This window comes from Phycisphaerae bacterium, assembly GCA_035384605.1.
Classification (GTDB): Bacteria; Planctomycetota; Phycisphaerae; order UBA1845; family PWPN01; genus JAUCQB01.
Genome location: DAOOIV010000061.1, coordinates 1 through 25,753, shown reverse-complemented (window position 1 = coordinate 25,753; position 25,753 = coordinate 1). Strand labels below are relative to the sequence as shown.

Below are 25,753 nucleotides of genomic sequence, written 5' to 3'. Positions count from 1 at the left end.
CACGTTCGTGGCGGCCAGCAATCGCCGAGTGTAATCGACCCCGACCTGCGAGCAAGCCGCAACGGGAGGCCGTCTGGGCGCAGCAGAGTCGCGAGTGTAATCGACCCCGACCTGCGAGCAAGCCGCAACCGCGCAAGTCATTCCCTGTGAGTAAAACCAGTGTAATCGACCCCGACCTGCGAGCAAGCCGCAACGCGTCTCTGATCAGGGCCCGACTGCCTGTTAGTGTAATCGACCCCGACCTGCGAGCAAGCCGCAACGCTGATCTAGTAGGCGCCAATCTGGCCCGCAGTGTAATCGACCCCGACCTGCGAGCAAGCCGCAACGCCTCTCTGATCCAGGCCCGACTGCCTGTTAGTGTAATCGACCCCGACCTGCGAGCAAGCCGCAACCGCAATGGAGTCTCTGCTATGAAACCGAGTAGTGTAATCGACCCCGACCTGCGAGCAAGCCGCAACTGATATCGCCCAGACACCGGAATTCGTTCGAGTGTAATCGACCCCGACCTGCGAGCAAGCCGCAACATATCTGGCCGGGTGTGCCGGCCGAGTCTAGTGTAATCGACCCCGACCTGCGAGCAAGCCGCAACGCTATGCCGGACGATTGCCGGCTGAATTCTAGTGTAATCGACCCCGACCTGCGAGCAAGCCGCAACGCCACGAGCGCAGGATATTCATCCACGAATAGTGTAATCGACCCCGACCTGCGAGCAAGCCGCAACTTAGCGACCGTGTAGGGCCGACCAGAATGCAAGTGTAATCGACCCCGACCTGCGAGCAAGCCGCAACTACCGAGGCAATCGAAGCAGCACGCTGGCGAGTGTAACCGACCCCGACCTGCGAGCAAGCCGCAACCCGGCCCGGATTGCGGTCATCCAGACCGCGAGTGTAATCGACCCCGACCTGCGAGCAAGCCGCAACTCGATGGGCTACGATGATCAGCAGCGGTAGAGTGTAATCGACCCCGACCTGCGAGCAAGCCGCAACTCTCAATGTCGAATGCTAGCCTTTGCACGTAGTGTAATCGACCCCGACCTGCGAGCAAGCCGCAACTGCGGCGGCAATGTTTTGTGGTTGTTATTTAGTGTAATCGACCCCGACCTGCGAGCAAGCCGCAACGGAAGCGTCAGCGCCAGAATAGAGGCGACTAGTGTGATCGCCCCCAGCCTGGGAGCATTCCGCTCACGGCGGATCATGGGTGGTTTGGGATCTCATTTTTGCGTCCCCGGGTTTGGGAAAAACCGGGGACCTTTTTTTGTCGAATCGCCATCATCCGAAAGCCCCCGGACCCTCTAGCCCCCAACGTCCGGCACGCCTTTTTATGTCGTGTTGTGTTCACCGTGTCGAATCCGCCGGGACGGACTCTTGGTGGGCGTCTATCCCGACCACTTGCGATCCAGCCTTCTCCGCGTTTTCCACGGCGTAGCGCAACGAAGACGGCGCGGCTTGTTACCTTGCCCCGCGTCTCCGGCCACCACGATCCGTGTGATCCGCGTGGTCTGCGGGCCCAGCTTTCTGCTTCTTTACCCGCAACCGGACCGTCTGGTTCGCGGGCACCCATCCGTCGTCAGCGCAGTGTCGCGTGTCCGAACTTCCGGCGAAGCCGGTTGGCGTGTTCCCACAACGTGTCGTCGTTCTTCAGGAAGCGAATCAGGTGGCCTGCTGAAATGCCCAGCGAGCGGGCGGTGTCGGCTGTGCTGCCTGCGCAGGCGGAGAACATATCCAGGACATATTGAACAATGTGGTAGTAGTCGGGGTTTTTTCTGTTCACCCTGAGACCGGGATCTCGGGACAACGCGGAAAGGAAGAAGTCCGGCGGCGGATCGCCCGGTCTGAGGGGGTTTCGCTGCGTCATGGCGATGGCTTCGCGAAGACGCCTGAGTGCACGGGCCTTGTTCTCGTGTTGAGAGCGGCTCTCGGCAGCCGTCACAATGAGCGAGGTGGGGCCATGGCGGAGTCGGACGGCCGAGGAGGTCTTGTTGCGTTTCTGCCCCCCGGGGCCGCTGGCGCGGTAGCAATCGACTTCGCACTGAGCCAGCAACTGGGAATCCGAGAGATCGAGCCAGGATCGCGCTCCCCTGGTCGGCGACCGGTTTGGCTGTTCCTTCAGCATGATGACCGTTTCCGATGCTCGTGAATCCCGGCCGTCCGCCGGCCGGTTACCGCCCCTGGCCGTCTGCCCTGTCTGAAGCCTCGTCGGCAGAAGGGATCAGCCGCTCTGTTTGCCAGCTTCGGGCGGCACCGACACGGCGCAACACATGATACTCGAACGAGGTGTCGGAAAAAGCCTCACGAGCGCGAGAGTGCAATCGGTCGTTTTCGGATCTCTCAGCCCTCCCATCCTCCGCCGAGCGCCTTGTACAGGGCGATCAGGTCGGTGATGATCGCGGTGTCGCTTTGGACCAGAGCCTCCTCGGTGGCGTACAGTGAGCGTTGTGCCTCAAGCACGTTCAGGAACGCTCCCAGTCCGCGGACATAGAGTCTCGTGCTCAACTCCGTCGCCTGGCGGCTTGTTTCGACGGCCTCGAGCAATGCCTGGCGGCGGATTTGTTCATTCAAGTAGGCGGAGAGTGCGGCCTCGACCTCGTTGAGCGCGTTGAGCACGGTTTGTTCGTATGCTGCCAGAGCCTGCTCCTGCCGGGCGTTCTGTATCTCGATGTTGGCCCGGATGCGTCCGCCCTGAAAGATGGGCCATGAGACCGCGGGTCCGAGCGACCAGACGAGGCTATCGCGGTCGAGCATATATCGGATGTCGCGGCTCTGGGTTCCGAAGGAGCCGGTGATGGAGAACTTGGGAAACAAGTCGGCTATTGCCTCGCCGATGCGAGCGGTGGCCGCCGCCAGTTGTCGCTCGGCTGAAGACACGTCCGGCCGGCGGCGCAGGAGTTCGGAGGGCAGGCCTATGGGCACCTCAGGCGGGCTTGTGGGAATCGCCGAGGCTTCTTCGAGTTCCGGCACCAACGCACCGGGCGGCAGTCCAAGCAGGATGCTCAGGCGATACATGGTCTGTCGAACGGAGTCCTGAAGGACAGGCACCTGCGATGTGGTCGTGGCAAGTTGCGTCCTGGCCTGCGCAACCTCCAAGTCATTCGTGAAGCCCACTGAGCGTCTGTCCTGGGTCAGCTCAACGGTTTTCCGTTGTGCCTCGATGTTCTTGTGGGCGATGGCCAACCGCCGCTGGTAGCCCCGCAATTGGACGTATTCGAGGGCCACCTCGGCCACCAGCGAGACGATCACCGCTCGTTGATCCTCAACGGAAGCGACGACTTCTGCGTCGGCCGCCTCGAGTCCGCGCCGCACGCCTCCAAAGACATCAAGCTCCCAGCTTGCATCGAACCCGGCCTGAAAGACGTTCTGGCCGCGATGCGAGACCCGGCCCTCGTCCGAGAGTTTGTTATTGACGGCGGTTGAGAGCGCCTGCTTGGCCGCATTGGAAGCGATTTGAGCGGGGTCGATGCCCTGACCGTTGACCAGGGATTGGACGGCCGAATTGACGGCGGTATTCCTCACCTGTTTGCCCAATCCGGTTCCGCCGGAGGCCTCGCGGCCGGCGTTCAGGCTGCCTCCGCCGTAGTTGTAGCTGCCGGCGGCGCCGATCTGGGGCCAGAGTCCGGCGGCTACGGAGTTTCGTTGCGCTCTTGCCTCGCGGACACGAGCGGTGGCGATTTTCAAGTCCAGGTTCGACTGGACGGCCCGGTCGATCAGCGAATCGAGCGTTGGATCATTCAGCTTCCTCCACCAGCTCCCGATGTCGCACGGCCGGCTCGTCGGCCGAGTCGTCGGTCCTTGGGCTTGCCAAAGCGGGTCTGGGTGCCGTTCGGCAAACGGCTTGGGGCTTGCAGGGGCACTGGCGGGCTGCGTCGCTGCCGCGTCCGCTTGCAGGCTGGACCATTCCGCCGGCATGGGCAGATCCGGGCGCCGGTAGTCCGGTCCGACCGTGCAGCCCAAACCAAGGACGGATAGCAGCACAATCTGTGCGAGAGCCAGGGTAATGAAAGCGGCCCGGATCAAACCGGCGCGATCTTCGCATGGTCTGGCCTGCGTATGAGCCAGGGATCCTCGATCCGATCCGGCCGTAACCGTCAATTCATCGTTCATCCTGTATTCCTCATTCGTACCGCAGCGCCTCGATCGGATCGAGCCGGGAGGCTTTCCAGGCCGGATAGTAGCCGAACAAGATGCCCACGGCCGCGGAGACCACCACGGCGGCGATGATGGCTCCCACAGACAGCGCGGTCGGCCAGTTGAGCAGCATGCGGACGCAGATCGAGGCCGCACGTCCCAGAGAGATTCCGATTGCACCGCCGATCAAGCACAGAACGACCGCTTCGACCAGGAACTGGCGCAGGATGTCGCGCGGCTGGGCGCCGACGGCCATGCGCAGCCCGATCTCACGGGTGCGTTCGGTAACCGAGACCAGCATGATATTCATGATGCCGACGCCACCGACGATGAGTGAGATCGTCGCCACGGCAAGAAGCAGGTTGGTCATCATGGACGTTGTTGACGTCAGAACGTTGCTCATCTCCGTCATGTCGCGGAGGTCAAAGTCGTCCGGATCGTCAGGGCCGAGGCGATGACGCCGCCGCAGGACCTCCTTGATTTGCTGCATTGCGGCGGGAATCGATTGAGGGGAGCGGGCGACGGCCAGAATCTGGTCCACGTTGGTGAACCGTACCGGCATGGGGTTGTCGGCCATCTGGACCTCGCTGCGTTGCGGATACAGGCTGGTCTGACCGCCAGGGTAGAGATTGCTCAGAGTGTTGACTGCACTGCTGCTCGAGCCGCTGCTGATACTCTGGTTGGTTGATCCCAGCGACGAGCCGGCGACCCGGTACTTAATCGTGGACCAAGGGGCGAGGATGATGTCATCCTGATCCATTCCCATCATGTTGGCCCCTTTGCTCCTAAGGACCCCGACGACCCGAAAGGTCACATTCTTGATTCGGATTTCCCTGCCGACAGGCGAGGCCCCTCGAAACAGCTCGCGAACCAGGGTTTTGCCGACGACGCAGACCCGGTTTCCGTTGAGGATGTCGCGTTGGGTGAACATCCTGCCTTCGACCATGGGGCCCAGTTGCCGGACTTCGAGGAAATCCGGGGTCGTCCCATAGATGGAGTTGGGCTCCCAGTTGCGGCTGCCGCAGACGACCTGAGTTCTGGCCCGCACGACGGGGGCGGCCGTGCGGACCGCGGGGCACTGGCGAATAATGGCCTCGCAGTCCTGCGGGGTCAGGGTGATCACGCTGCCGGCGCTTTGAGTCACGCCGGCCGTGGAAACCGTGCCGGGCATGATGAGCAGGACGTTGGCGCCCATGCTGGAGATGCCCTTTTGAATCTGCGCAGAGGAACCCGCGCCGATTTCCATCATGGCGATGACCGCCCCGACACCGATGACGATTCCCAGCGTGGTCAGCGTGGCCCGCATGGGATTGCGCCGCAGAGCCCTCATGGCGGTTCGAAGGGTTCGCGAGATTCTCATATACCGGCTCCGTTTTCCACGTACCCCGCCATTGAACCTGATTTCGCTCCGCCATCGCCGGTAAAGAGCCCGTTTGAGATGGTGCCGTCGCGGATGTGGACGATCCGTCGCGCGAACCTGGCGACGTTGGCATCGTGGGTGACCAGGATGACGGTCAGACCGTCGCCTTCGTTGAGCTGCTGAAAGATGCGAAGAACGTCCACGCTGGTCTGGGAATCGAGGTTGCCCGTGGGCTCGTCGGCAAAGAGGATTGAGGGACGGTTAACCAGAGCACGGGCGATGGCAACTCGCTGTTGCTGGCCGCCGGACAACTGGGAGGGCTCGTGGTGCAGCCGGTCTTCGAGCCCGAGCCGGCAGAGTATTTGGCGGGCGCGGCGACGGGCTTCGCGTTCGGACAGGTGCTCGGCGGCGTACGACAGGGGCATGGCCACGTTATCGAGGGCGCTGGTGCGCGGCAGCAGGTTGAAGTTCTGAAACACGAAGCCGATTTTCCGATTTCTCTCCATTGCCCGCTCGGCGATCGACAACTTGGAAACGTCCCTGCCATCAAGCCAGTATCGACCGGAACTCGGCCGATCGAGGCATCCGAGAATGTTCATCAACGTGCTCTTGCCCGAGCCGGAGGCACCCATGAGGGCGAGGAGCTCTCCCCGCTCGACGCTCAGCGACACATTCTTCAGCGCAGGCACGCTGATCTCGCCGATGTGGTAGGTCTTACAAATGTTCTGAAGCTCAATCATTGGCGCACGATCTACATGGGCGGCGGCGGCCTGCGTTTACCCATGCGAGGGAACTTAGGCAGGAACGGATTGCTGCCGCCGGCGGACGTCTCCTGAATTTCTTCCTGCCCCGTCACGACCGCCATTCCTTCGACCAGTCCGTCACCTTCGACCTCGGTCATGTCCTCATCGCTCAAGCCGAGCCGGACGAAAACGGGCCGCACATGCCGTCCCTCGGGTACCCAGAGGATGCCCTGCTCCTGGACGTCGGTATCTGTAAACGACGGCGCGGTTTCTTTCGCGACGGCATGCCGAGGCCCGGCGGCCGACTGGTTCTCCAGGGTCCGGCGAACCTCGGGCAAGACCTGGTCCGCGGTCGGCGTCCATCTCAGAGCATCGGTTGGAACCATCAGCACGCCGTTATGACGATCGAGTTGGAACTTGACGTCGGCGGTGAGGTAAGGCAACAGTCTTCCGTTGGGATTGTCGGCCACGACTTCCACGGTGTAAGTCACGACATTCTGGGTCATGGACGCGTTCAGGCGAATCTTGCCCACCTCTCCCTTGAAGGTCTCGCCCGGGAATGCGGAAACGGTGAACGTCACGGGTTGGCCGGGGCGCAAACGACCGATGTCGGCCTCATTCACGGCCACCCATACCTGTATGCGCGTCAGGTCTTTGGCGATCAGGAAAAGGCTGGGGGCGTTCATGCTGGAAATAACGGTTTGACCTATATTCACGCGGCGATCGATGATGACGCCTTTAACCGGAGACTTGATGGTGGTGTACTTCAGATTGCGTTCCGCGCGCTGCAGCATGCTCCTGGCTTGAGCAAGGTTGCCCTTGGCCTCAACGATCGCCGCTTCGCAGATGAGCACGCTTGCCCTGGCCGAGTCGTAGCTTGCCTTGTAGTTGTCGTAATCGGTGGCTGCCAGCGCCGATGATGACGAGCCCAACTGTCGTGCTCGCTCCCAGTTTCGCTCGGCCTGGTAGAGCTTGGCCTTGGCCTGCTCCAAGTCCGCCTCGGCCCGCTTGAGCCCGCCTTCCGCGGACAAGACCTGTGCCTTGGCTTGTTCGACCTCGGAGGTGTAGAGGGCGTCGTCGATCCTGGCCAATACCGTGTCGGCCTCGACCGGCGAGCCGTAGTCCACCGTCCTGCCGTTGGCGTCGGTGCCAAACGAGAGGATCTGGCCGGCGACCTGGGCGCCGACGTCGATGACCTCTTCCGGTTCAACGGTACCGGTGGCGGCGATCGATATGATCATGTCGCCCCGTTGGACCTGCGCGGTGCGAAAAGCGGCCGCGGATGTGCTGCCACGATGCCAGTACACCGCACCGCCCCCGACGAGCAGACCCGTGAGTATGATGAGCACCAGGATTTTCTTCATGGCTAGCCCCGTACCGTCGACTGTCGACGCCGATCCCGACGGCGTTCAGATCGACGGCCACCGGGATTCTATGGATGTCAACCTTAAGGCAAGATGAAGACGCGCCGGACGCACGCTGGAGGTGATCGCCCCGCGCGTCCTGCAGCTCAAGCTGACGGGATCGAGGCAGTTCGCTCGCTGGCCGGGCGATACCCGAGGCCGGACGCTGGATGCCTGGCCCCCCCGCGTGTGATCCGAGAAACGCTTTGCAGCTTGTGAGCATTCGTTCCGGTCGTATGATAAGATCGTGGACGAGAAGGTGACATACTGGGTCGACTTGGCCGGCTACGACATGGACACTGCCAAGGCCATGCTCCAGACCGGCCGGTTGCTGTATGTGGGCTTCATGTGCCATCAGGTGGTGGAGAAGATGCTTAAGGCATGGTGGGTGTCGGCCAAGGGTTCAACGCCGCCGTACACACAGCCTCGTGGCGCTCGCAGCGCTGAGTGGTCTGTTCGACCTCCTTGATCCGACACGACGCGCCCTGCTGGACACGCTGGGGCCGCTGAATGTCGAAAACTGCTACCCGGCGGACCGGCAGCGGATTCTGGCATCTCTGACACCTGAGCGATGCGAGGGGCTGATCAGCCAGACCGAGGAGTTGCGGCAATGGATACACAGCAGGCTATCAAACTCGTGAAGCGATACGCCGACGTGGTCCGGGCGCAGTTTCCGGTGCGCAAGGTCGTCCTCTATGGATCTCACGCGCGCGGCACGGCCCATGAATACAGCGACATCGACGTGGCCGTGCTGGTGGACCGCATCGAAGGCGATCTGCTGGATCTCGAGGCGACGCTGTTCCGTCTGGGCCGAGGGGTTGACTTCCGCATCGAGCCGGTGCTGCGGGAGGAAGGGCACGACCCGAGCGGCCTGACCGCGGAGATCCTGCGAACCGGACACGTGGTCTACTCGGCCGCATGAGTTGGCTGACAGGCGAACACGGGCCGTGGGACAAGACGGCCGGCGCGATGATCGCTGCATAGAAAATAACGAATAACGCAGCGAGCACAGTGGCCCTCCTTGGTTATTCGGTCCGTCACGGTGAATCTTCAACATTCGGGTTCCGGGTCTGATTCGACATTCGGCCTTCGGCTCTGAGGCTGAGCCTGGGGCTCAAAGAGATTTCGCCATTCGGGTTTCGATAAGAGGCAATCGGACCTCGAACGTTGTGCCCTGGCCCGGTTTGCTGCGGAATGAGATCGTCCCGCCGTGAGCCTCGACAATGGTCTTACAGATCGCCAGCCCCAGACCGCTGCCGCCCTCCTCGCGGCTGCGGGCTTTATCGACGCGATAGAAGCGCTCGAAGATATGTGGTTGGTTCTCAAGGGGGATCCCAAGACCCGTATCACTGACAGCCAATACGACGACAGGGCCGTCGACATCCAAGCGGATCTCGACGCGGCCGCCCTTGCGGTTATACCGGATTGCGTTGGTCAGCAGGTTCGTGGTGACCTGCGTGATCCGAGACACATCAACCGACAGTTCCGCGGGGTGCAAATCAGTCTCAATGACGACATCCTTGGCCTCCGCCAAGGGAGCGACCATGGCGGTGCAGTTTTCCACGACCCCCCGCAAGTCGGCGAGCTGTCGGTTCAACGTGAGCCGGCCGGCGTCGGCGCCGGCCAGGAGCAGGAGCGAGTCCACGAGATCCTTCATCCGGCTCGATGCCCGCCGGCAGGTTTCGATCGTCCTGCGGTACTCGTCAGCGGTCCGTTCCCGCGAAAGCGCCAGTTGAACGTGAGTATGGATGACCGACAGCGGCGTGCGAAGCTCGTGTGAGGCATCGGCGGTGAAGCGGACCTGTTGCTGAAAAGCCGCCTCAAGCCGGTCAATCATCTCGTTGAGAACGACTGCAAGGCTCCCAAGTTCGCTCTGGACTTCGGCGACAGGGATACGCCGGGAGAGGTTGGAGGCAGAGATTTCCTGCGCCACCTCGGTGATGGCGCGAATCGGCCTGACGGCGCGAAGCGAGACCAGCCACCCGCCAACCAAGCCGGCGGCCAATACGCCCGCGCCAATCGCGGTGAGCGAGAAGGCAAAATGCCGCAACTCGATTTCTGTCGGACGAACGGATGTGCCGACCAGGATCCGAGTCCATCGCGGGCCGTTGATGTAGGCCTCACGGAATTCGCCTCTTTTGCGGATCTGCGGCGGGCCGGGCGGATGGGGTCGAACAGACAGGTGGGGACGCACTCCAGGATAGGGAACGCCGGCAGCGAAGCGGACGTTCGACGACGCCAGAACGCGGCCCTCGCGATCCCAGATGACGTAGTAGTCAGATTCGGGTTCGTTGGGCTCAAACCGTTTGGTCAAGGCGGCGGGCAGTTCAAAGTCCGGCGGGGGCAGGTCCTGCCACGGGTCGCGAGAGACGCTATCTCCCGCGTTGGTCGTCGATGCCGGCACAGATGACGGCTCCGGCATTTTCGGCGGCCGAAATCCGGCGGCCAGCTCCTGGACGGACCGCGCCAGTTCCGAGTCCAACTGTTCCCACCGAGCTCGCGAGATTCCGAAGTATGAGGCGGATCCAAAGCCGACAAGCACGACGGCCAGCACGCCTGCGTACCACAGTTGCAGCGTCCATTGTATGGACCTGAGGCGGACCGCCTTCCTGCGGGCCCCAACCCAGACGCACGGTGACCCAACAACCTGCGTACAAAATGCCCACCAGTTACGATGAAAGAGATTAACCATGCACTTGATATCCCTCGCCCCGGCGGGTGATGATGAACTCCTTCCCAAGTTTCTTTCGCACGTTGGCGACGTGCACATCGACGAGGTTGGACAGGGTGTCATTGCTTTCGTCGAACAGGTGTTCGTAGATCATCGTTCGCGTGACCAGCTTGCCCCGGTGCAACGCCAGGAGCTCGACGAGCGCGTACTCCGTCGGCGTCAGGGGAACCACCTGCCCGGCTTTTCGGACGGTACGTTCGGCCGTGTTGACCGCCACGTCTCCGATGTCGATCGTCGCGGTTGCCTGGCCCGCGCCGCGGCGAATCAATGCCCGGAGACGAGCCAGAAGCTCAGGCAGCTCGAACGGCTTGGTAAGGTAGTCATCGCCTCCGGCGTCGAGGCCCCTAACCCGGTCAGGAAGCGTATCGCGGGCAGTCAGGATGAGCACGGGTGTCGACTTGCTCTTCCGCAGCTCCCGCAGCAGGTCCCACCCGCTCATGCCCGGCAGCATCAGGTCGAGCACAATCGCGTCGTAATCCGTCCCGGCCGCCTTGAACAGACCATTGCGGCCGTCTGAGGCCTCATCGACCGCGTATCCAGCCTCGCGAAGTGCCTGTGCCAGCGCTTCCAACAGGTCGGGTTCGTCTTCAATCACCAGTACTCGCATGCGATGCCTCAGGAGTTCCGTTGCAGAGTCTTTCGTCAGACGGAGCATAGCGAACGTAACCTTAAGAGCACGTGAAGGCCAAACGGGAACGTTACGGCGCAGCAGCTTTGCCATTGCCTGTCGTACCCGTCGAGGCCGATTCGGCGTTCCTGCGGGCAATGAAATACCCTGGCTGCCTCTGAGCAGGATGGTCCCAATAGCGGAGCTTAACCAGAGAGCCGGTTGTGTGGGGGCGGCTCACGTCCTGCAGAAGCTGCCAGGCAGCAGCGATTACGGTCGACAGACTCTCCAGATTCGACCTCGGTGGAGCAAGCCGACAGGCGAGGTGGATTCCACGGCTCTCACGTCGACCTTCAGCCCGAGGGCCCGGGCATGCGACGGGAATTCGTCGCCAGCGGATCGATTAGGGTCGCTCAGCCACGCCTCGCCCCCGGCTTTCAGGGCGGAAGCCAGCCATCGGGCCAAGGGCTCTGCGTTGCGTCGTTCGTAGGTCAGATCAGCGCCGAACACGCGTTCGTAGGCTGACGACTCGGGCGGCAGTCGGAAATCAATCATCCTCGCCGCAGCAAGGCAGATGTTGTTGTTTGCGGCATTTAACCGGGCAAACGCAATGGCGTGCTCATCGTAGTCGCTGGCGGTTATCGACCAGCCCATTCTGGCCGCCGCAAGACTGACCAAGCCGATGCCGCAGCCCAATTCGACCGCCTGTCGGCCTTGGCCATCCTCACCCGCCAGTATAGCCTCAGCCAGAAGCACGCCCGCCGGCCACGGCTGCGCCCAATAAGGCATGTATTGATCTTTGGAGAACCGCTCCTGCACATCAGGAAGGTCGAGAAGACCGTCGATGTCCGCCGGCCAAATCAAGTGGAAGGTCTGTCCCCCCACCCGCCAAGTCTCTCTGCGAACCACATAACCCAGATAACAATCAACGGTCATGGAAATCCTGCGCCGGTGGCGAAACGGCAAGCGATACGCGTGCGTATTCGGGACCAGAATGGATTATACTGCGTGGTCAGCCATGTACACGACGCCGATACGCGTGCGCAACGGATTGTACTGCCTGCGGGACTTCGACCCGTCAGCAGCGCCGGTGGTTGCGGGGTGGGCCAGGGATGCCGCCGAATTATTCTGGCTGGCACCGAGCACTCCACCGCCGCTGACTGCGGCAAAAGTTCTGGGCTGGCAGAATGCAGACGTGTGCGCCTTGCTCTTTCAACGGGAGGCGTCCGACGAGTTGCTGGGATATCTCGAACTCAACCTCATGCCCGCTCAGACCGCCCACCTGTGGATGGGGCACTGTGTCATTGCCCCAAGCCACCGGGGTCAGGGCCTGGGTCGCATGATGGTAAGCATGGCGATGGAACATGCGTTCACGCATCGCAAGGCTGAAAGCGTCAGCCTGATTGTGTTTCCGGACAACGTAGCCGCCATCGAATGTTACAAACGCGTCGGCTTCGCGGCCGCGGGAGAGCAGCTCAAGGACTTCCGCACCACCGGTCGGACTCATCGCATGCTGCGGATGCTTATTTCTCGGCAGCAGTACGCGTAGACCCCTTGGTCGTCGTGCAGGAGATCGGGCGGCGATCATCCGGCGAGGCCAGCGAGACTCGCACTGTAGCGGTCGACTCGGGTACAGCGGTTTCCGCCGGCAACCGGCGAGAAACCATCTTGACTCCGGCATAGCACATCAACAGGATGACAAGAAAGCGAAGTGCCTGGCGAGGCGCGGTGTGGGCGAGCCGTCCGCCGAGGAAGCCGCCCAGAATCGCAGTTGGAATGACACACAACGCCAGCAGAATAGAAGCTCGCACATCCACGCCGGCCTGAGCATTTGCGACGTTCTTATAGACGGCCCCGATGATGCTCAAGGGTACGATGGTAACCGCAGAGTTGGCAATGGCTCGCCGGAGCGGCATTTTCAGGATCAACTGCTGAAGCGGCACGGCAACGATACCCCCGCCGACGCCCAGCAGGCCGCCGATCAATCCCATTGGCAGGCCGACGGAAACGGCCGACTTCCATTTCGGAATGGTCCTCGCGGTCGTTTCGTCGATTTCCGGCAAGCGATAGGACGACATGAGTCGATAGACATTGTAGCCCGCCGTATACAGGAGAAAGACACCGAAGAGCCGGGACAAATAGATCTCATTGGCACCCGCGAACCACGAGCCTTTGCTGATCCACACGCCGGCCAGTACGCCCACCACGGCCGTGGGGATCGTCACCTGAATCACCGGTCGCAGGACTGCCTTGGCACGGAAATGCTGCATTGCAGCGGGGAGAGCGACGAAGAAATTCATGATCATCGCGGCCCCCTGATAGAGATGCTGATCCAAGCCGAAAACCATCGTCATGGCGGGGATCATGATGATGCTGCCGCCGATGCCCAGCAGTCCTCCCAGGATGCCGGAAAGGAACCCGATTAGCAGCTTGATCGCAAGATCCATCTTTGATTCAGCCCGCCCGCCTCGACGAGAGTGTCAGGAGGTGCGATTCTACCGAGCAGGTGAGTCGAGGGAAACATCGGACGGCAAGAGGGCTTCTTAGGTGGGACGAGCAAGGACCTTGCTATTGCGGACCGGACGCGTCAGGAATGAATGCAGCTCGAGGGGCGCGGGCGGCGCAAAAAAAGAAAGAGAGAATGCTCCTGCCGCGGAACACTCTCTCTCCCACAACTCTCTCCCTCATCAACCCCAACATCCCATAATCTAAGCGTTCGGCGGCACCGCGTCAAGACTTTTTTCGCGACGCGAGCGAATACTCTTGGCGATCGGCCAGCTGAGGCCCGGCCGGCAAGCTCGCATGCGTTGCCGGCGTGCCTGTCGGGCGTGCGACTCGAATCGCCTATGTGCCCGGCAATAACGGAGTTAGCAAGAAGTTGGGCCCGCATTTTGTGTCGCCTGCACTCTTTAGCCCCACCGCCAGCGTATGAATAACACCCAGCGGAACTTGTTTTCCATGCCGAGAAGCCGGGCATCACGGGGCCAGGGCCGAAATCGCGGCCGTATAATAACGCCCTGTCGAACTCGTTTTCCATGCCCTGAGCCGACCTGCTGCGGGGTTGATGCCAACGGCCGCGTTGCCGATTCGTCTCACCGGCGCCTGCGTGACGACGGCGGAGGGGATACGTGCAGCCGAGGCAGATGTGAGTGGTAGCGGCTCACGGTGTTTTGCCGCGTTGTGCTACATCAGGGTCCGTGCATCAATCGTTCAATGAAGAGCGCCGCAGTGGTGAGGTCTTCTTTCCCTTCGTAGACCAAGGGACCCTGGTAGCGGTGACGGCGCAGGGCGTGTATCACCGCGGGCCAGTCAACGTCACCCTCGCCGAGGGCACAAAAACCCGGTTCAGGGTCCTTCGCCAGTTTGTAATCCCTGAGATGCACTCCCACGATCCGCCTGCCCAACGAGTCGATCCAATCTTGCGGGAAACCGTATCGCAGCACGCTGCCCACATCGAAGTACGCCCCTACCCACGGTGAATTGACTCGGTCGAGAAAGTCGCACATTTCGATCGGCGAAACGAGGAATTGGTTGCAGGCATTCTCGATAGCGATCGTCACCCCAAACGATTCGGCATCGTAGCTTAGTTCGGTCAAGGCCGTGTCGGCCCGTCGCAGAGCTTCGGCATAAGCTGTAACCATTGTGGCAGGACTGCGCGGATGCGAGACCAGTCCGGGCAGCACAAGAAGAATCGGCGCTCCGATCCAGCTTGCTCGCTGCAGCGCGGCCTTCGTCAACGAGACGGCCTCCTCGCGAACGAGGGGATCCGCTGAGGTGTACGGTTTCTCCCATAAGAACCCGCAGGCGAGGGCGGCAACTTCCAGTCCCGACCCGCGAATCGCATCTGAGATGCGCCGGCACTCGGCCTCGGTGGATACGGGTGTCAGTTCTCCTTGGATGTCCAACGTCGGCTCGATGGAGTCGAAACCGGCAGCCTTTGCCCTGCGAGCAGCGTCAGCCCACGACGTCCCCTTGGGAAAGCTCCGGCCATTGATGCCCTTGGGCCACATCTTGCGGCACCTCCGTCAGTGTCCGTCATGTCCCGCCCTCGCGACCCACGAAGCCGAATCAGTCGCAGGGCTGCCTGCGTCGGCGAAGAAAACGCCTGGTTGCTGCTCCCTGTCATTCGCCGAAGGACCGCAAACCCCAAGTCGCGGATTCTTGCCCTAAGGCGGACCGCCTTTTTGCGGGCCGCAACCCAAGCGTACCGCGATCCGGAAACATGCGCGCAAGCCGCACGGATGTCTGGCCGCAGGGTTCCATTCAGCCCGGCCGCAGGAGATATAAGACTATGAGAGCGTATTGCCCTCCTGCAACTGGAGGCAGCGGCTTGACAGGATAACTCCGCCGTCACACAATTGCAGTGGCGCGTCGACAGGGAGATGCCGGCATGGTTTGGCATCGTCAGCGAGCCTGTCGGGCCGCGCAAAACGTCTTGGCCCGTGGTGCAACTGGTAGCACGTCTGACTCTGGATCAGAAGGTTCTAGGTTCGAGTCCTAGCGGGCCAGATTGACATAAGGCTTTGTACATCATTTGCTTAGCCTTGAATCCGACCGACGGTCGAGGCGGAGGCAGGCCGGTATCGGCGGATCCGAACGGAGCAGGACGGCTTGCCCCGGATCGGCTCCCCAAAAAACTCAGCGAATCTTCGCCAACGACTGGTCTCTGCGGGGGTTGGGCGACCCACATCAGACCGTCTTGCCCGCCAGCCTGACGGTACCCCAACTGGAAGTGAGATGGGCTCGCAGCAGATCCTTTGCCTCGGCCACTTGGCCGGCCAGAATGGCCGCCAGGATGGCGCTGTGCTCTTCATGCGTCTGCCTGACGCGATTTGCCCATTGCTGCCCGTCGATGATGTCGGGATGCACGACCGGCAGGGGTGCATGCTGATATGCAATCACCAATCGCTTGTTCCGCGAGGCCTCAATGAGCGCGGCATGAAATCGCCTATCAGTCTCGGCAACGCTCAGGTGGTAGTCTTCGTTGATCAACTGCTCCATGAGGTCGCAGGCATCCTGCAACGGCTTGAGGTGCTCGGGCGTGTTCATTCCGGCCTCACAGATGAGCTCAATGGCGGCTCCCTCGAGGGCAATGCGTACGACGACCACCTCCATGATGTCTTCCATGACCAAAACGGGCACGAAGTAGCCCTTCTTCTCGCCTGTGACGATCAGGCCTTCCGCCTCCAAGCGGGCGAACGCCTCGCGCAGGGCAGAGCGATTGACATTCAGTCGCTTGGTCCATTCGGATTCGCGCAGTCTCACTCCTTCGGGTATCTGCTGTAGAATGAGAATCCTCCGAAGGCGTTCGTACGCCACCTGCCGCTTTGAGACACCCGCCTCTTTGGTTTTCTGCCTGTCCACGGGGCTACACCTCATTTCTGTCCGCAGGCGACCCGTTATGTTTTCAGCGATTTTCAGTCTACGAGAAAAGCGTCGCTGCGGCAATGTTTTTTTGCCACAATCGCAGCCGGGTCGGTCGACGGTGCCATCCGCGAAGCGATTCGAGTATCACGCCCTTGCTCTACTGCCGGGGCGCACTGGCCACCGGAAAGCATCACTCTTCGCCGTGTGGGAGAGCCTCATCGCTCACAACCGTAAGCAGTGTTTCCAGGGTGTCTTAGGGCTCGGCGGCAGCTCCGAATCGAGCGTCGCCAACAGGACGTTGCGGAACCGCCACCTCCAAGTCCAGCCAGTCGCTCGAGTGGAATTGCTGCGCGGACCGGATCGGCTGGTCGACAGGCGCCGTTCTGACACGGCGTGATATGATCCGTGGACCAACTCCCTGAAATCGTGTTGACGAATCGGGCTAAATCGCTGTTGACATCGCTATCCCGTCAGCGTATAGTCTACGAGGAGAGATCGCGTCTGCCAGTCGCTGTGGCACATACATCTCGCTTTGCGGCTTGGCAGCGAGGGAGATTTCCGAAACGGCGTAGACCCGGCGACCGGGAATCTCACGGAAGGGCGACCTCGAACGTGCGGATTCAGGATTAGGAGGCGGAAGAGTTCTGCCGTCTGAAATCCAGTTGTAATGTTTTTGGGGAAGGCGCGCATGCGCCCGAGGAAAAGAGGAGGAACGCTTATTATGAGGAGAAAAGCAACCGTGTTTGGTGTCGCGGTGCTCGTGGCGGCGGTGAGCGCTTCGAGCGTCATGGCCGCGAGTCTGGTCGCCATTCCGAAAGTGACGAACCGACAAGACAGCACCGTGAAAGTCGGCGTATACCCCCGGGGCATCACGCCGGATGGCCGCTTCGTGGGTGGCACCGCTGGACTGGGGTTTGGCAGCGGTGGTGAGAACACAGGCTTCGTTTACGACGCCACAACGGGTGTCATCGGGCACATCGTCGCGGGCGGCTATCAAGCTTGCGTGGATGGCATCGGCTATTGGACCGACGGCACCACGACCAAAGTCGTGATCGAGGGCGACAACGGCGGCTGGCAGTCGATGAATGCATGGGATACTGCGAGCAATTGGGACGGAACAGCTCAGTGGGCGAAGATTCGTCGGACGAATACACATGCCTACGGCGACAATGGCGGTCTGAACAGGATGGCGGGCACGAGCAACAGCAGCACCGGCCTGCTCCACGGCGTGTTCCAGACCAACACCCAGACGATCTACATCGACGCCTTCAACGGGACCGGGCTGGGTGCCTTGGACGTCAAGAGCACGACTAATGAAACCACGATGAATGGTATCTCCAATGCAGGCAAGGCGGTCGGCGTACGCGGCGGTCGCTGCTACTATGTAGGACCTTATGTCGGCGGCACTACTCCAGCGAATGGCTATATCGCCGCCGCGCCGGACGGGACCGACGCCGGCAGTCTGTACGACATTGCGGACGACGGTAGCATCATGGGCGGCTACGGCCATGTGACCGGCAAGACCGGCTGGTATCCTTTCGTTTACGACGGCACAACTTCGTTCGAGCTGCCGGGCCTTAGCAGCGGCTCAGGCTATGCGACCAACGGCGTGGTCTACTCGATTTCGCCCAACGGCGACTATGCCGTCGGCATGGACTACACCAAGGGTTACGAGCTGGCGGTCATGTGGGATCTGCGGGATATGAACAACATCGTCGCCACGGACCTGACCGCGTTTGCGGCGGCGAACGGCATCCTGGGCCCGTTCGACGGCAACCTCCGTCGGGCCACTGCCATCGGGATTAATGCCGAAGGCAATCCGGTTATCGCGGGAGTCGGCGTGGCCAGCAGTCTTGAGGCCAGCGGTTATACCGGCTTCGTGCTGACGATTCCGGAACCTGCGACCATGGGGTTGCTGGTTCTGGGTTTGCCGTTGATGTTTTGGCGCCGGCGCTGAGGTTTTGCGGCGAGTTGTGTGAAGTCTGAGCGTTGAGGGTTGTGGGAAAGCCCTGCGGGACGGTGGCGAAGGGCTGCCGCCCGCAGGGTGAACCCGGGGTGCCCGAGGGAGAGAATCGAACTTCATTGTCGGGCCGGCGTGCGACGAGCCCCGGGGATCCGGCCGGAGAGCGGGTTTTTTGGGCGTGTTGACCACACCTGAACGGCCCCACGGGCCGTTCAGGCAGTGTGGAATGTGGGGTTCTATATGGTGCCGTGACCCCGCGGGGTCACCGGCAGGGCAACACAACGAAACAGCATGGGCAAATGCGGGCCGGATGAAGGGCCCGGAGGGAGGATGATGTATGAGTCTTTCGCGAGTCGGATTCGCTGGAGCGGTGATACTGATGATGACGGCGGGTGCGCTCGCTGCTCCTGTGTTCACGGAGGTTCCGCCGTGGACCGGTCCCAGCAACGCGGGCGCAACCTTCACGGGTGAGCGCACGGACATCCGCGCAATGACGCCCGACGGTACGTATCTGGTCGGCAACTGCACGGGGCTGGACAACGGCTCGACGCCAGCAACATACGGCGTGATTTGGGATGCCACCAACGGCAGCCGCAAGGTTCTGAGCAGCGATGGGGCACTGGCGACGACCTGCACCGGTGCCGATTACCGCATTGTCGACGGTTCCACGCAACTGGTGGTTGCGGGCCTGTCCGCAGGCTGGGCCACAGCGTGGTTCTCGAACGACGGCGGCATCAGCTGGCTCAAGAAAGCAAGAGCAACGAACGTCGGCAGCTCCCCCAGTCTCGCGAACGGCAATACGTTGCGCGGCACCAGCACGGATGTGGCCTATTTCATCTGGAAAGACGGCGACAAGTATCATTACACGTCGATGGTCGTGGGGACAACTAATCCACCGTCCTTGACGAATACTCCCAAGTCGATCAGCAGCGGCAAGATGCTGATGAACAGCGTGGCCAACACGGGCCGGGTGGCCGGTCGGCGTTACGATAGTGCCGCGCCATACCTCATTACGTTGTTTGAGTATCCGCCCGCAGGCGGCAACCAGACTCAGTTGCCCGGTTTGGATGGCACTTTGCGCGGTGAGGTCTGGGCAGTCAACGCTGACGGCACGCAGCTTTTCGGTATCTCGCCAGTGAGCGACGGGCGCGCGGGCAACTGGCCGTTCAAGATGGTCATCAGCGGCGTTCACCCGAACGTGACCCAGGTGTCGATTAACGAGTTGCCGACGTATCCGGACACCGCAGGAAGCACAAGCAACGGCTTGCCGTATGGTGCCAGTGCCGACGGGACTTTTGCCTGCGGCATGAATTATCGTGGTCAGGAACGTGCGGTTCTCTGGGATCTGCGCGACGCCGAGCCAGCCAACTGGAAAGTTTACGACCTGACTTCCTACCTGGCAGCCAGCGGAAACCTGGGCTCCTTCTCCCGGCTGAACCGAGCTCACACCGTTGCGGTCAACGCGAACGACGTAGTTGTCGCCGGTATTGGCGTTCTGAGTACAACCGGTAAGACCACTGGGTGGTGCCTGAGGATTCCGCTTGCCGATTTGCCTTTCCCGGATACCGGGGCTTGTTGCATGATCGGCGCGTGCGGGGACAAGTTCGCGGCGGATTGCCCGGATATTGAGGGGCAGCAGCGGTGGACGGCGAACAAGCTGTGTGCCAACGCGGCGTGTCCGGGCGCCTGCTGCACGGATTCGATGACGGGTGCCTGCTCCGATTTCGTGGAGTCCGCGACCTGCACCGACGGGGGCGGAGTGTTCCGCGGCGCCAGCTCGGCTTGCTCGGCGGGAGTGTGCCTGGCTTCCTGCTGCAAGACGGACGGGACGTGCGGGGCAGAGCCGCCGGGGTATTGTGAATCGATCGACGGGATAGCCGGTGCGTTGGGCAGCGTGTGCGAGGCATCGACGTGCCTGGGTGCCTGTTGCGTCAAGGCAGGTCAATGTGAGGAGATGAACTACGGCGTCTGCCCGGCGGCCAAGTTCAAGGGTATTGGTACGAGCTGCGCGACGGAGGAGTGTCCTTGTTCCATTCCGTTTGCCGATGCGGACGGCGACGGTGATGTTGACCAGGCCGATTTCGCGCTGTTCCAGGTGTGCATCGGGGCGAATCTGCCGGCGGAGCCCGCCTGCGCGTGCTTCGACGCGCATCCGGCCGGTGCGCCCGACGGCGACGTCGACACCGACGACTGGTCGGCGTTCGAGGCCTGCGCCAGCGGATCGGGCATTACCGCAGATCCTGCATGTGGCGGCGTGCTGCCGTAACGATTGCGGGTCGGTTTAGTTTCAGACCTCCTTCATACGAGGTTTCGTGACGAGGTGGCCTCGGCAACGGGGCCACCTTTTTTGTATCAACTCTCGAACCGCGCAGTCTGAATGACCGTGCGCAATCTTGCGGCAAAGCTCCCGCGAACCACCAGGAAAGGCAGGGAACAGCGGCTTTCCGCCGTCGCCGAATCGCGCACGGTCATATAGTGTCGATCTACTTTTTCCCCAGCAGCTTCTCCAGCCGGTCGCAGCCTTCGCGGATCTGCTCCATGCTGGTAGCGAAGGACAGACGGACGTAGTCATCGAGGCCGAAGGCGATGCCCGGCACGACCGCCACGTGGGCTCGTTCGAGCACTTTGGCAGAGAAATCCAGCGAACCCTTGACACCCAGGGCGGCGAACGCCCCCGACACGTTTGGAAAGGCGTAGAAGGCGCCGGTCGGTTGGACACACGTGACGCCCTTGATGCCATTGAGGCGTTGGTGCATGTACTCGGCTCGGCGCTCGAACTCCTTGCGCATCTTTTCGACCTCGGACTGATCACCGCTCAAGGCCTCGACCAGGGCGTGCTGACAAAACGTTGCAGTACCGCTCGTGGTCTGGCTCTGGAGCTTGGCCATGGCCTTGATGATCGGCTCTGGCCCGGCCACGTAACCGACGCGCCAACCGGTCATCGAGTAGGTTTTGGAGCCGGCGTTGAAGGTCAGCGTCTTGGCGTAGTTCTCCGGGCTGCAGGCGGCAAAGCTCAGGAAGCGCTGGTTGCCGTAGATCAGGCGGTCGTACATCTCGTCGCTGAAGACGATGATGTCCTTGTCGGCCAGGAGCTTGGCGATCGCCCGGACCTCGTCGGGCGCGTAGGTGAAGCCGCCGGGGTTGCTGGGCGAGTTGAAAATCAGCACCCGTGTTTTGGCGGTGATGGCTTTGGCAATCTGGTCGGGGGTGACCTTGAAGTTGTTGGACTCCTTGCCCTCGATGATGACCGGCTTGGCTCCGCAGAGCTTGATCTGCTCGGGATAGCTGACCCAATATGGGGCCGGCAGGATGGCCTCGTCGCCGGGGTCGAGCAGGCTCATGCTCGCCAGGTAGAGAGCTTCCTTGCCGCCGACGGTAATCATGACCTGGGACGGTTTGTATTCCAAGTTGTTTTCCCGCTTGAGCTTGGAGCACACCGCCTCCTTGGCGGCCGGGATACCGGAGGACGGGCTGGCGTATTTGGTGTGGCCGGCGTCCAAGGCGGCCTTGCAGGCATTGCGGACATTGACAGGCGTGGGGAAGTCGGGCTCTCCAGCCCCGAAGCCGACGACGTTGATCCCCTGCTTCTTCATGGCGGCAGCCTTTGCGCTGACGGCCAAGGTCGCGGATTCCTCAAGTTCTTGGACGCGCTGCGAGATCTTCATACATGGTGCTCCTGTTGCTCTGTCTTGCGGTGGCTGGGGCTCCGAACACGCGAGCCCGTTGTTCACCGGGGTGCAGATTGTAGGGATGCGAGGCAGAATGTACAAGCTGGCGGGAGGCGGCGGCGAGGACCGCGCCCGTCCGGCCAACCGCGTGCTCCGGGTTCGCCGGTTGGACACTCGATCGCTTCGGCACCCGAAGATAAGAACAGCACTATCGTTTCGCTGTGACCGGTGTGGTTGAGCCGCCGGATCCGGCTGGATCCGGGCTCTCTGCGAGTCTTCGGGCCGTCGCCTCCCCCCAACGCGCGTAGCTCCAGAGGTATTGGATGGGTTCTGAAAGGATAATCCTCTCCAAGGCCGCGAGGTACTGCGTGGTGATGTACGCCACCGGATCCTCGGCCGAGGCCCAGTCGCTCGGCTGGATGACGCCAGAGACGACGATCTCAAACCGGAACTTCTGACCAACCCGCCGGATGCCCGCGACGGCCACAGCGGCGCGGTAATGATGCGCAAGCCATCCCACCGATCGCAAAGCCATGGTAGGCAGTCCCAGGAAAGTCGCGGGCAATCCTCGCCGCTCGGCATGGTGGTCGGCAAGAATGGCGACCGTCCGGCCTTCTTCCAGTCGTTGGGCAATGCGGTTGCTCGCCCGATCCAACGGGACGAGTTCACAGCCGCCGCGCTCTCGAATCCGCCGTCGATAGGCGTCGAAGCCGGCGTTGCGGTGCGGCCGATAGACCACCGTCGCGCGAACGCCGTTACAGCCAAGGAACAAGGGCAGGAGATCAAACGGGCCGTAGTAAGCGGTGACCAGAATCACCGGCTGCTTGTCCCGTCGGGCGTTCAGGAGCATATTGAGATAAGGCTCCGGAATGCGGCCGCCATAGTGGTGACAGGTATTGCGATGCAAAAGCCGATCAGCCAGCATGAGATCGGTCAGATTCCAGATGCGGTGCACGAAGGATGCTTCGGCTATGCGAGGGATGTCCTCGCTCGGGACCCGTTCTCCGAGAGCGGCCCGACACTGAGCCTCGCTGCGTGCTCGCACCGGCTGCAGCGACCGGTAGAGTATCCGGGCCAATCGCCCCGTGACACGGTAGGCAACTCTCGGGCCGACGAGTCCAAGAACAATGGCCAGCATCCGCCGGTAGGCGTTGCTGAGCGGGATCACCCAGCGCAGCAGCGGGGAATGCCTGCCTGCTCTTTGACTCATGTGCCTGGCGTGTTGCGTCGTTTCAGCAGCCCTGGGGCCTACTTAATATACTCATTCAAGATATTCTCGATCAGTTCCTGGCGGCCGGACTGGACCCTGGGTTCGCCGTTGGCCAGGACGTACTTTTCGAGCTTGTTGAAATCCATCTGCCGTTTCTCGATCTTGCGGCCCAGGGCTCCGTCCCAACCCTTGTATCGGGCGGTGACGAACTTCGACAAGGCCCTGTCTCTGATCAGTCCGGCGGCGATCTTGAGGCCGCGGGCAAAGGCGTCCATGCCGCCGATGTGTGCGTGGAAGAGATCTTCCGGGTCGATCGACTGGCGGCGGACATGGGCGTCGAAGTTGAGCCCGCCGGTCTTGAACCCGCCGTAACGCAGAAGCGTGTACATCGCCAGGGTGGTATCGTACAGGTCGGTCGGGAACTGGTCCGTGTCCCAGCCGAGGAGCAAATCGCCGCGGTTGGCGTCGATCGAGCCGAGAATGCCGTTGGCCGCGGCGAACTCAAGCTCGTGGTGGAACGTATGGCCGGCCAGCGTGGCGTGGTTGGCCTCGATGTTGAGCTTGAAGTGGTCGACCAGGTCGTACTTCTGGAGGAAGGCGTAACAGGATCCGGCATCGGAATCATACTGGTGCTTGGTCGGTTCCTTGGGCTTGGGCTCGATGTAAAACTGTCCGCGGAAGCCGATCTTCTTCTTGTAGTCGACGGCCATGTGCAGGAACTGAGCGAGGTGGTCAAGCTCTCGCTTCATGTCGGTATTGAGTAGGGTTTCGTAACCCTCGCGGCCGCCCCAAAAGACGTACCCGGCCCCGCCCAGTTCCTTGGTGACCTCCATGGCCTTCTTGACCTGGGCGGCGGCGTACGCGAACACGTGGGGCGAGGGATTGGTGGCTGCTCCGGCCAAGTATCGTCGGTTGGAGAACAGGTTGGCGGTGCCCCACAGGCATTTGACGCCCGTGTCCCGCTGGAGCTTCCTGGCCATCGCGACGATCCTGTCGAGATTGGCGTTGGTCTGGCTCAGGTTGCGGCCCTCGGGGGCGATATCGCGGTCGTGGAAGCACCAGAATCCGACGCCAAGCTTGGTGTAGAACTCAAACGCGGCCTGCAAAGTCATTTCGGCAACCTGCATCGGATCGCTGCTCTTGTTGTATTCGCGGATGAAGGTGGGTCCGCCAAACGTATCCGCGCCCGTGCCTTTGAACGTGTGCCAATAACAGACCGAGAAACGGAAATGCTCGGCCATGGTCTTACCGAACACTTTTTCATCGGGGTTGTAGTGCTTGAACGACAAGGGGTCTTTGGACTTTGGTCCCTTGTACACGATCTTTTTGATCTTGGGGAAGAATTCACGCATGGATCGCACGCCTCCTCTTAAAGACCGCTCTTGGATCGCGAGCCGCCGGCAAGCCTTCGCGCCGCCGTGCAGACGAATCCGATTATAGTCCCGCCGGGGACCCGTGCAACGAGCCTGAGAAGCACGAAGGGTGATCAGTGGTGAAAACCGTTTGAGCCTCTGCCCCAGCCCTTCCGGGCGGCATAGTCAAACAACATGAAAATCCGCTCGGGGTGGAGAGTAGGGAACGAGATGCCGGCCGCCTGCATCACTTCGCGCGTGTTGTCCATGATGAATTGCGGGTTGTGAACGACGCGGGGGGTAATCAGGTGGTATTGATCCCACAGCAATGATTCGGCCTGATTGCACTTGCCGAGGACTTCGTCGGGCGGCGCGAAGAACCCGCCGTGGAGGCCGAAGTAGTCCTCGTAGCAGCGCTTCATCATGTCGTTGGTTGGTGGCTCGGGGTTGGTCAGATGGTAAATACGACCATGGAACCGGGGACGCGTCACAACCTCGGCGATCACCCGCGACACGAAGTCGACCGGCACGATATTCTGCCGGTCATCGGGGCGTCCGGGAATGCGCAGGGGTATGTAAGTCCGCGTGCCGTTGTTCTTCGATGCGTAGCGTTCCTTCAGAGCGCCCACGAGGCGGGCGAACTGGTAGAAACCAGCAAACTGGGTCGTATGGCCCGTGGTCGAGTCCCCCACCAGGAAACTAGGCCGATACAGGGTCAGCGAATGCCCGATCCACGAAGACCACTCTTCAAGAACGGCCTCAGCCTGCCATTTGCTGCGTTCGTAATCCGTCTGGAACTCGGGGGGCGGGTCATGAAAACGTTCCGGGATAGCTCCCTGCAACCAGCCGCAGGTGTAGGCGGTGCTCACGGCGTGGATGCGAATGACGTTGTGCCGAATCGCCCATTCCGCCAGAGCTTCAGTTCCGCTGACATTTGTGTTGAAGGGCTCTCCGTCACCGTTGGCAAAGAGGCTGAGACTTGCGGCACAATTCAGGATGGCGTCGGTTCGTCCCCAATCGGGCTCGGGCAACGTGTCGGGCAGCGAACCGGGGACAAGGAGCAGAGATCCGTTGGATAAATACTGTTCGACAGGCAGTCCGATGGCCGCCAGCATGGTTTCGAGTCGAGCCTTCGCGTGGTCCAACGGTGGGCGAAGGACGGCAACGATTCTTACCCCTCTGGTCAGGAGGTCTCGCAGGATGTAGTGGCCAAGGAAGCCTGTCGCCC

At 61.6% G+C, this 25,753-nt stretch carries 20 protein-coding genes, 1 tRNA gene and 1 CRISPR repeat array (1 of these 22 cut by a window edge); of the genes, 6 read left to right on the top strand and 15 right to left on the bottom strand.

All coding sequences use genetic code 11. The features are described from left to right. Positions 1-1,184: a CRISPR direct-repeat array (repeat unit 36 nt; unit sequence AGTGTAATCGACCCCGACCTGCGAGCAAGCCGCAAC); it reaches 961 nt to the left of the window's first position. 382 nt (positions 1,185-1,566) lie between these two features. The 5 genes from PLL20_13760 to PLL20_13740 form a co-directional block, all read right to left on the bottom strand. Further along, positions 1,567-2,112, bottom strand: coding sequence for a peptide chain release factor-like protein (locus tag PLL20_13760; protein HPD31057.1), 546 nt, complete (start codon positions 2,110-2,112; stop codon positions 1,567-1,569). A gap of 215 nt (positions 2,113-2,327) precedes the next feature. Further along, complete coding sequence (locus PLL20_13755; protein HPD31056.1) at positions 2,328-4,097, bottom strand: efflux transporter outer membrane subunit; 1,770 nt, start codon at positions 4,095-4,097, stop codon at positions 2,328-2,330. 10 nt (positions 4,098-4,107) lie between these two features. Next, a complete protein-coding gene (locus tag PLL20_13750; protein HPD31055.1) occupies positions 4,108-5,481 on the bottom strand; it encodes an ABC transporter permease in 1,374 nt (457 codons plus the stop codon). Continuing rightward, on the bottom strand, positions 5,478-6,221 hold the full coding sequence (locus PLL20_13745) for an ABC transporter ATP-binding protein (protein HPD31054.1): 744 nt from the start codon (positions 6,219-6,221) through the stop codon (positions 5,478-5,480). The genes PLL20_13750 and PLL20_13745 overlap by 4 nt, the downstream gene beginning before the upstream one ends. Before the next feature lie 11 nt (positions 6,222-6,232). Next, the gene (locus tag PLL20_13740) at positions 6,233-7,588 is read right to left on the bottom strand and encodes an efflux RND transporter periplasmic adaptor subunit (GenBank protein HPD31053.1); all 1,356 of its coding nucleotides are present in this window, start codon (positions 7,586-7,588) and stop codon (positions 6,233-6,235) included. A gap of 286 nt (positions 7,589-7,874) precedes the next feature. Here PLL20_13740 and PLL20_13735 point away from each other — a divergent pair, with 286 nt between their 5' ends. Beyond that, complete coding sequence (locus PLL20_13735) at positions 7,875-8,096, top strand: HEPN domain-containing protein (GenBank protein ID HPD31052.1); 222 nt, start codon at positions 7,875-7,877, stop codon at positions 8,094-8,096. 141 nt (positions 8,097-8,237) lie between these two features. Beyond that, entirely contained in the window at positions 8,238-8,549 is a 312-nt protein-coding gene (locus PLL20_13730) for a nucleotidyltransferase domain-containing protein (protein HPD31051.1), read from the top strand. A 192-nt stretch (positions 8,550-8,741) separates the two neighbouring features. On the opposite strand, the gene PLL20_13725 is transcribed toward PLL20_13730, so the two are convergent. The 3 genes from PLL20_13725 to PLL20_13715 all read right to left on the bottom strand — a co-directional run bounded on the left by PLL20_13725 (position 8,742) and on the right by PLL20_13715 (position 11,901). Further along, positions 8,742-10,319 carry an ATP-binding protein gene (locus tag PLL20_13725; protein HPD31050.1) on the bottom strand — a complete coding sequence of 526 codons (1,578 nt, stop codon included), beginning with the start codon at positions 10,317-10,319 and terminating at the stop codon, positions 8,742-8,744. Beyond that, on the bottom strand, positions 10,312-10,965 hold the full coding sequence (locus PLL20_13720; protein ID HPD31049.1) for a response regulator transcription factor: 654 nt from the start codon (positions 10,963-10,965) through the stop codon (positions 10,312-10,314). Before PLL20_13720 ends, PLL20_13725 begins: the two co-directional genes overlap by 8 nt. 270 nt (positions 10,966-11,235) lie before the next feature. Further along, complete coding sequence (locus PLL20_13715) at positions 11,236-11,901, bottom strand: methyltransferase domain-containing protein (protein ID HPD31048.1); 666 nt, start codon at positions 11,899-11,901, stop codon at positions 11,236-11,238. On the opposite strand from PLL20_13715, the gene PLL20_13710 reads away from it, so the two are divergent. Next, complete coding sequence (locus tag PLL20_13710) at positions 11,900-12,514, top strand: GNAT family N-acetyltransferase (GenBank protein HPD31047.1); 615 nt, start codon at positions 11,900-11,902, stop codon at positions 12,512-12,514. The two genes, PLL20_13715 and PLL20_13710, sit on opposite strands and share 2 nt — an antisense overlap. Here the strand turns inward: PLL20_13710 and PLL20_13705 are convergent. After that, complete coding sequence (locus PLL20_13705; protein ID HPD31046.1) at positions 12,489-13,412, bottom strand: sulfite exporter TauE/SafE family protein; 924 nt, start codon at positions 13,410-13,412, stop codon at positions 12,489-12,491. The genes PLL20_13710 and PLL20_13705 overlap by 26 nt on opposite strands. Before the next feature lie 741 nt (positions 13,413-14,153). Next, positions 14,154-14,975 (bottom strand): sugar phosphate isomerase/epimerase family protein, encoded by an 822-nt coding sequence (locus PLL20_13700; GenBank protein ID HPD31045.1) that lies wholly within the window; start codon positions 14,973-14,975, stop codon positions 14,154-14,156. Positions 14,976-15,401: 426 nt separating this feature from the next. On the opposite strand from PLL20_13700, the gene PLL20_13695 reads away from it, so the two are divergent. Next, positions 15,402-15,474, top strand: a tRNA-Gln gene (locus PLL20_13695). A 180-nt stretch (positions 15,475-15,654) separates the two neighbouring features. Here the strand turns inward: PLL20_13695 and PLL20_13690 are convergent. Further along, the gene (locus PLL20_13690) at positions 15,655-16,329 is read right to left on the bottom strand and encodes a GntR family transcriptional regulator (protein ID HPD31044.1); all 675 of its coding nucleotides are present in this window, start codon (positions 16,327-16,329) and stop codon (positions 15,655-15,657) included. 724 nt (positions 16,330-17,053) lie between these two features. Here PLL20_13690 and PLL20_13685 point away from each other — a divergent pair. Both PLL20_13685 and PLL20_13680 read left to right on the top strand, forming a co-directional pair. After that, the gene (locus tag PLL20_13685; GenBank protein ID HPD31043.1) at positions 17,054-18,289 is read left to right on the top strand and encodes a PEP-CTERM sorting domain-containing protein; all 1,236 of its coding nucleotides are present in this window, start codon (positions 17,054-17,056) and stop codon (positions 18,287-18,289) included. A gap of 343 nt (positions 18,290-18,632) precedes the next feature. After that, positions 18,633-20,561, top strand: coding sequence for a hypothetical protein (locus PLL20_13680; protein ID HPD31042.1), 1,929 nt, complete (start codon positions 18,633-18,635; stop codon positions 20,559-20,561). Positions 20,562-20,778: 217 nt separating this feature from the next. Here PLL20_13680 and PLL20_13675 read toward each other — a convergent pair whose 3' ends face one another. The 4 genes from PLL20_13675 to PLL20_13660 all read right to left on the bottom strand — a co-directional run. After that, positions 20,779-21,960 (bottom strand): pyridoxal phosphate-dependent aminotransferase, encoded by a 1,182-nt coding sequence (locus PLL20_13675; GenBank protein HPD31041.1) that lies wholly within the window; start codon positions 21,958-21,960, stop codon positions 20,779-20,781. Between the two features lie 211 nt (positions 21,961-22,171). After that, on the bottom strand, positions 22,172-23,173 hold the full coding sequence (locus PLL20_13670; GenBank protein HPD31040.1) for a lysophospholipid acyltransferase family protein: 1,002 nt from the start codon (positions 23,171-23,173) through the stop codon (positions 22,172-22,174). Positions 23,174-23,211: 38 nt separating this feature from the next. After that, a complete protein-coding gene (xylA, locus tag PLL20_13665) occupies positions 23,212-24,525 on the bottom strand; it encodes a xylose isomerase (protein ID HPD31039.1) in 1,314 nt (437 codons plus the stop codon). Positions 24,526-24,659: 134 nt separating this feature from the next. After that, positions 24,660-25,753 (bottom strand): SDR family oxidoreductase (locus PLL20_13660; protein ID HPD31038.1); only part of this gene is annotated, 1,094 nt, incomplete at its 5' end.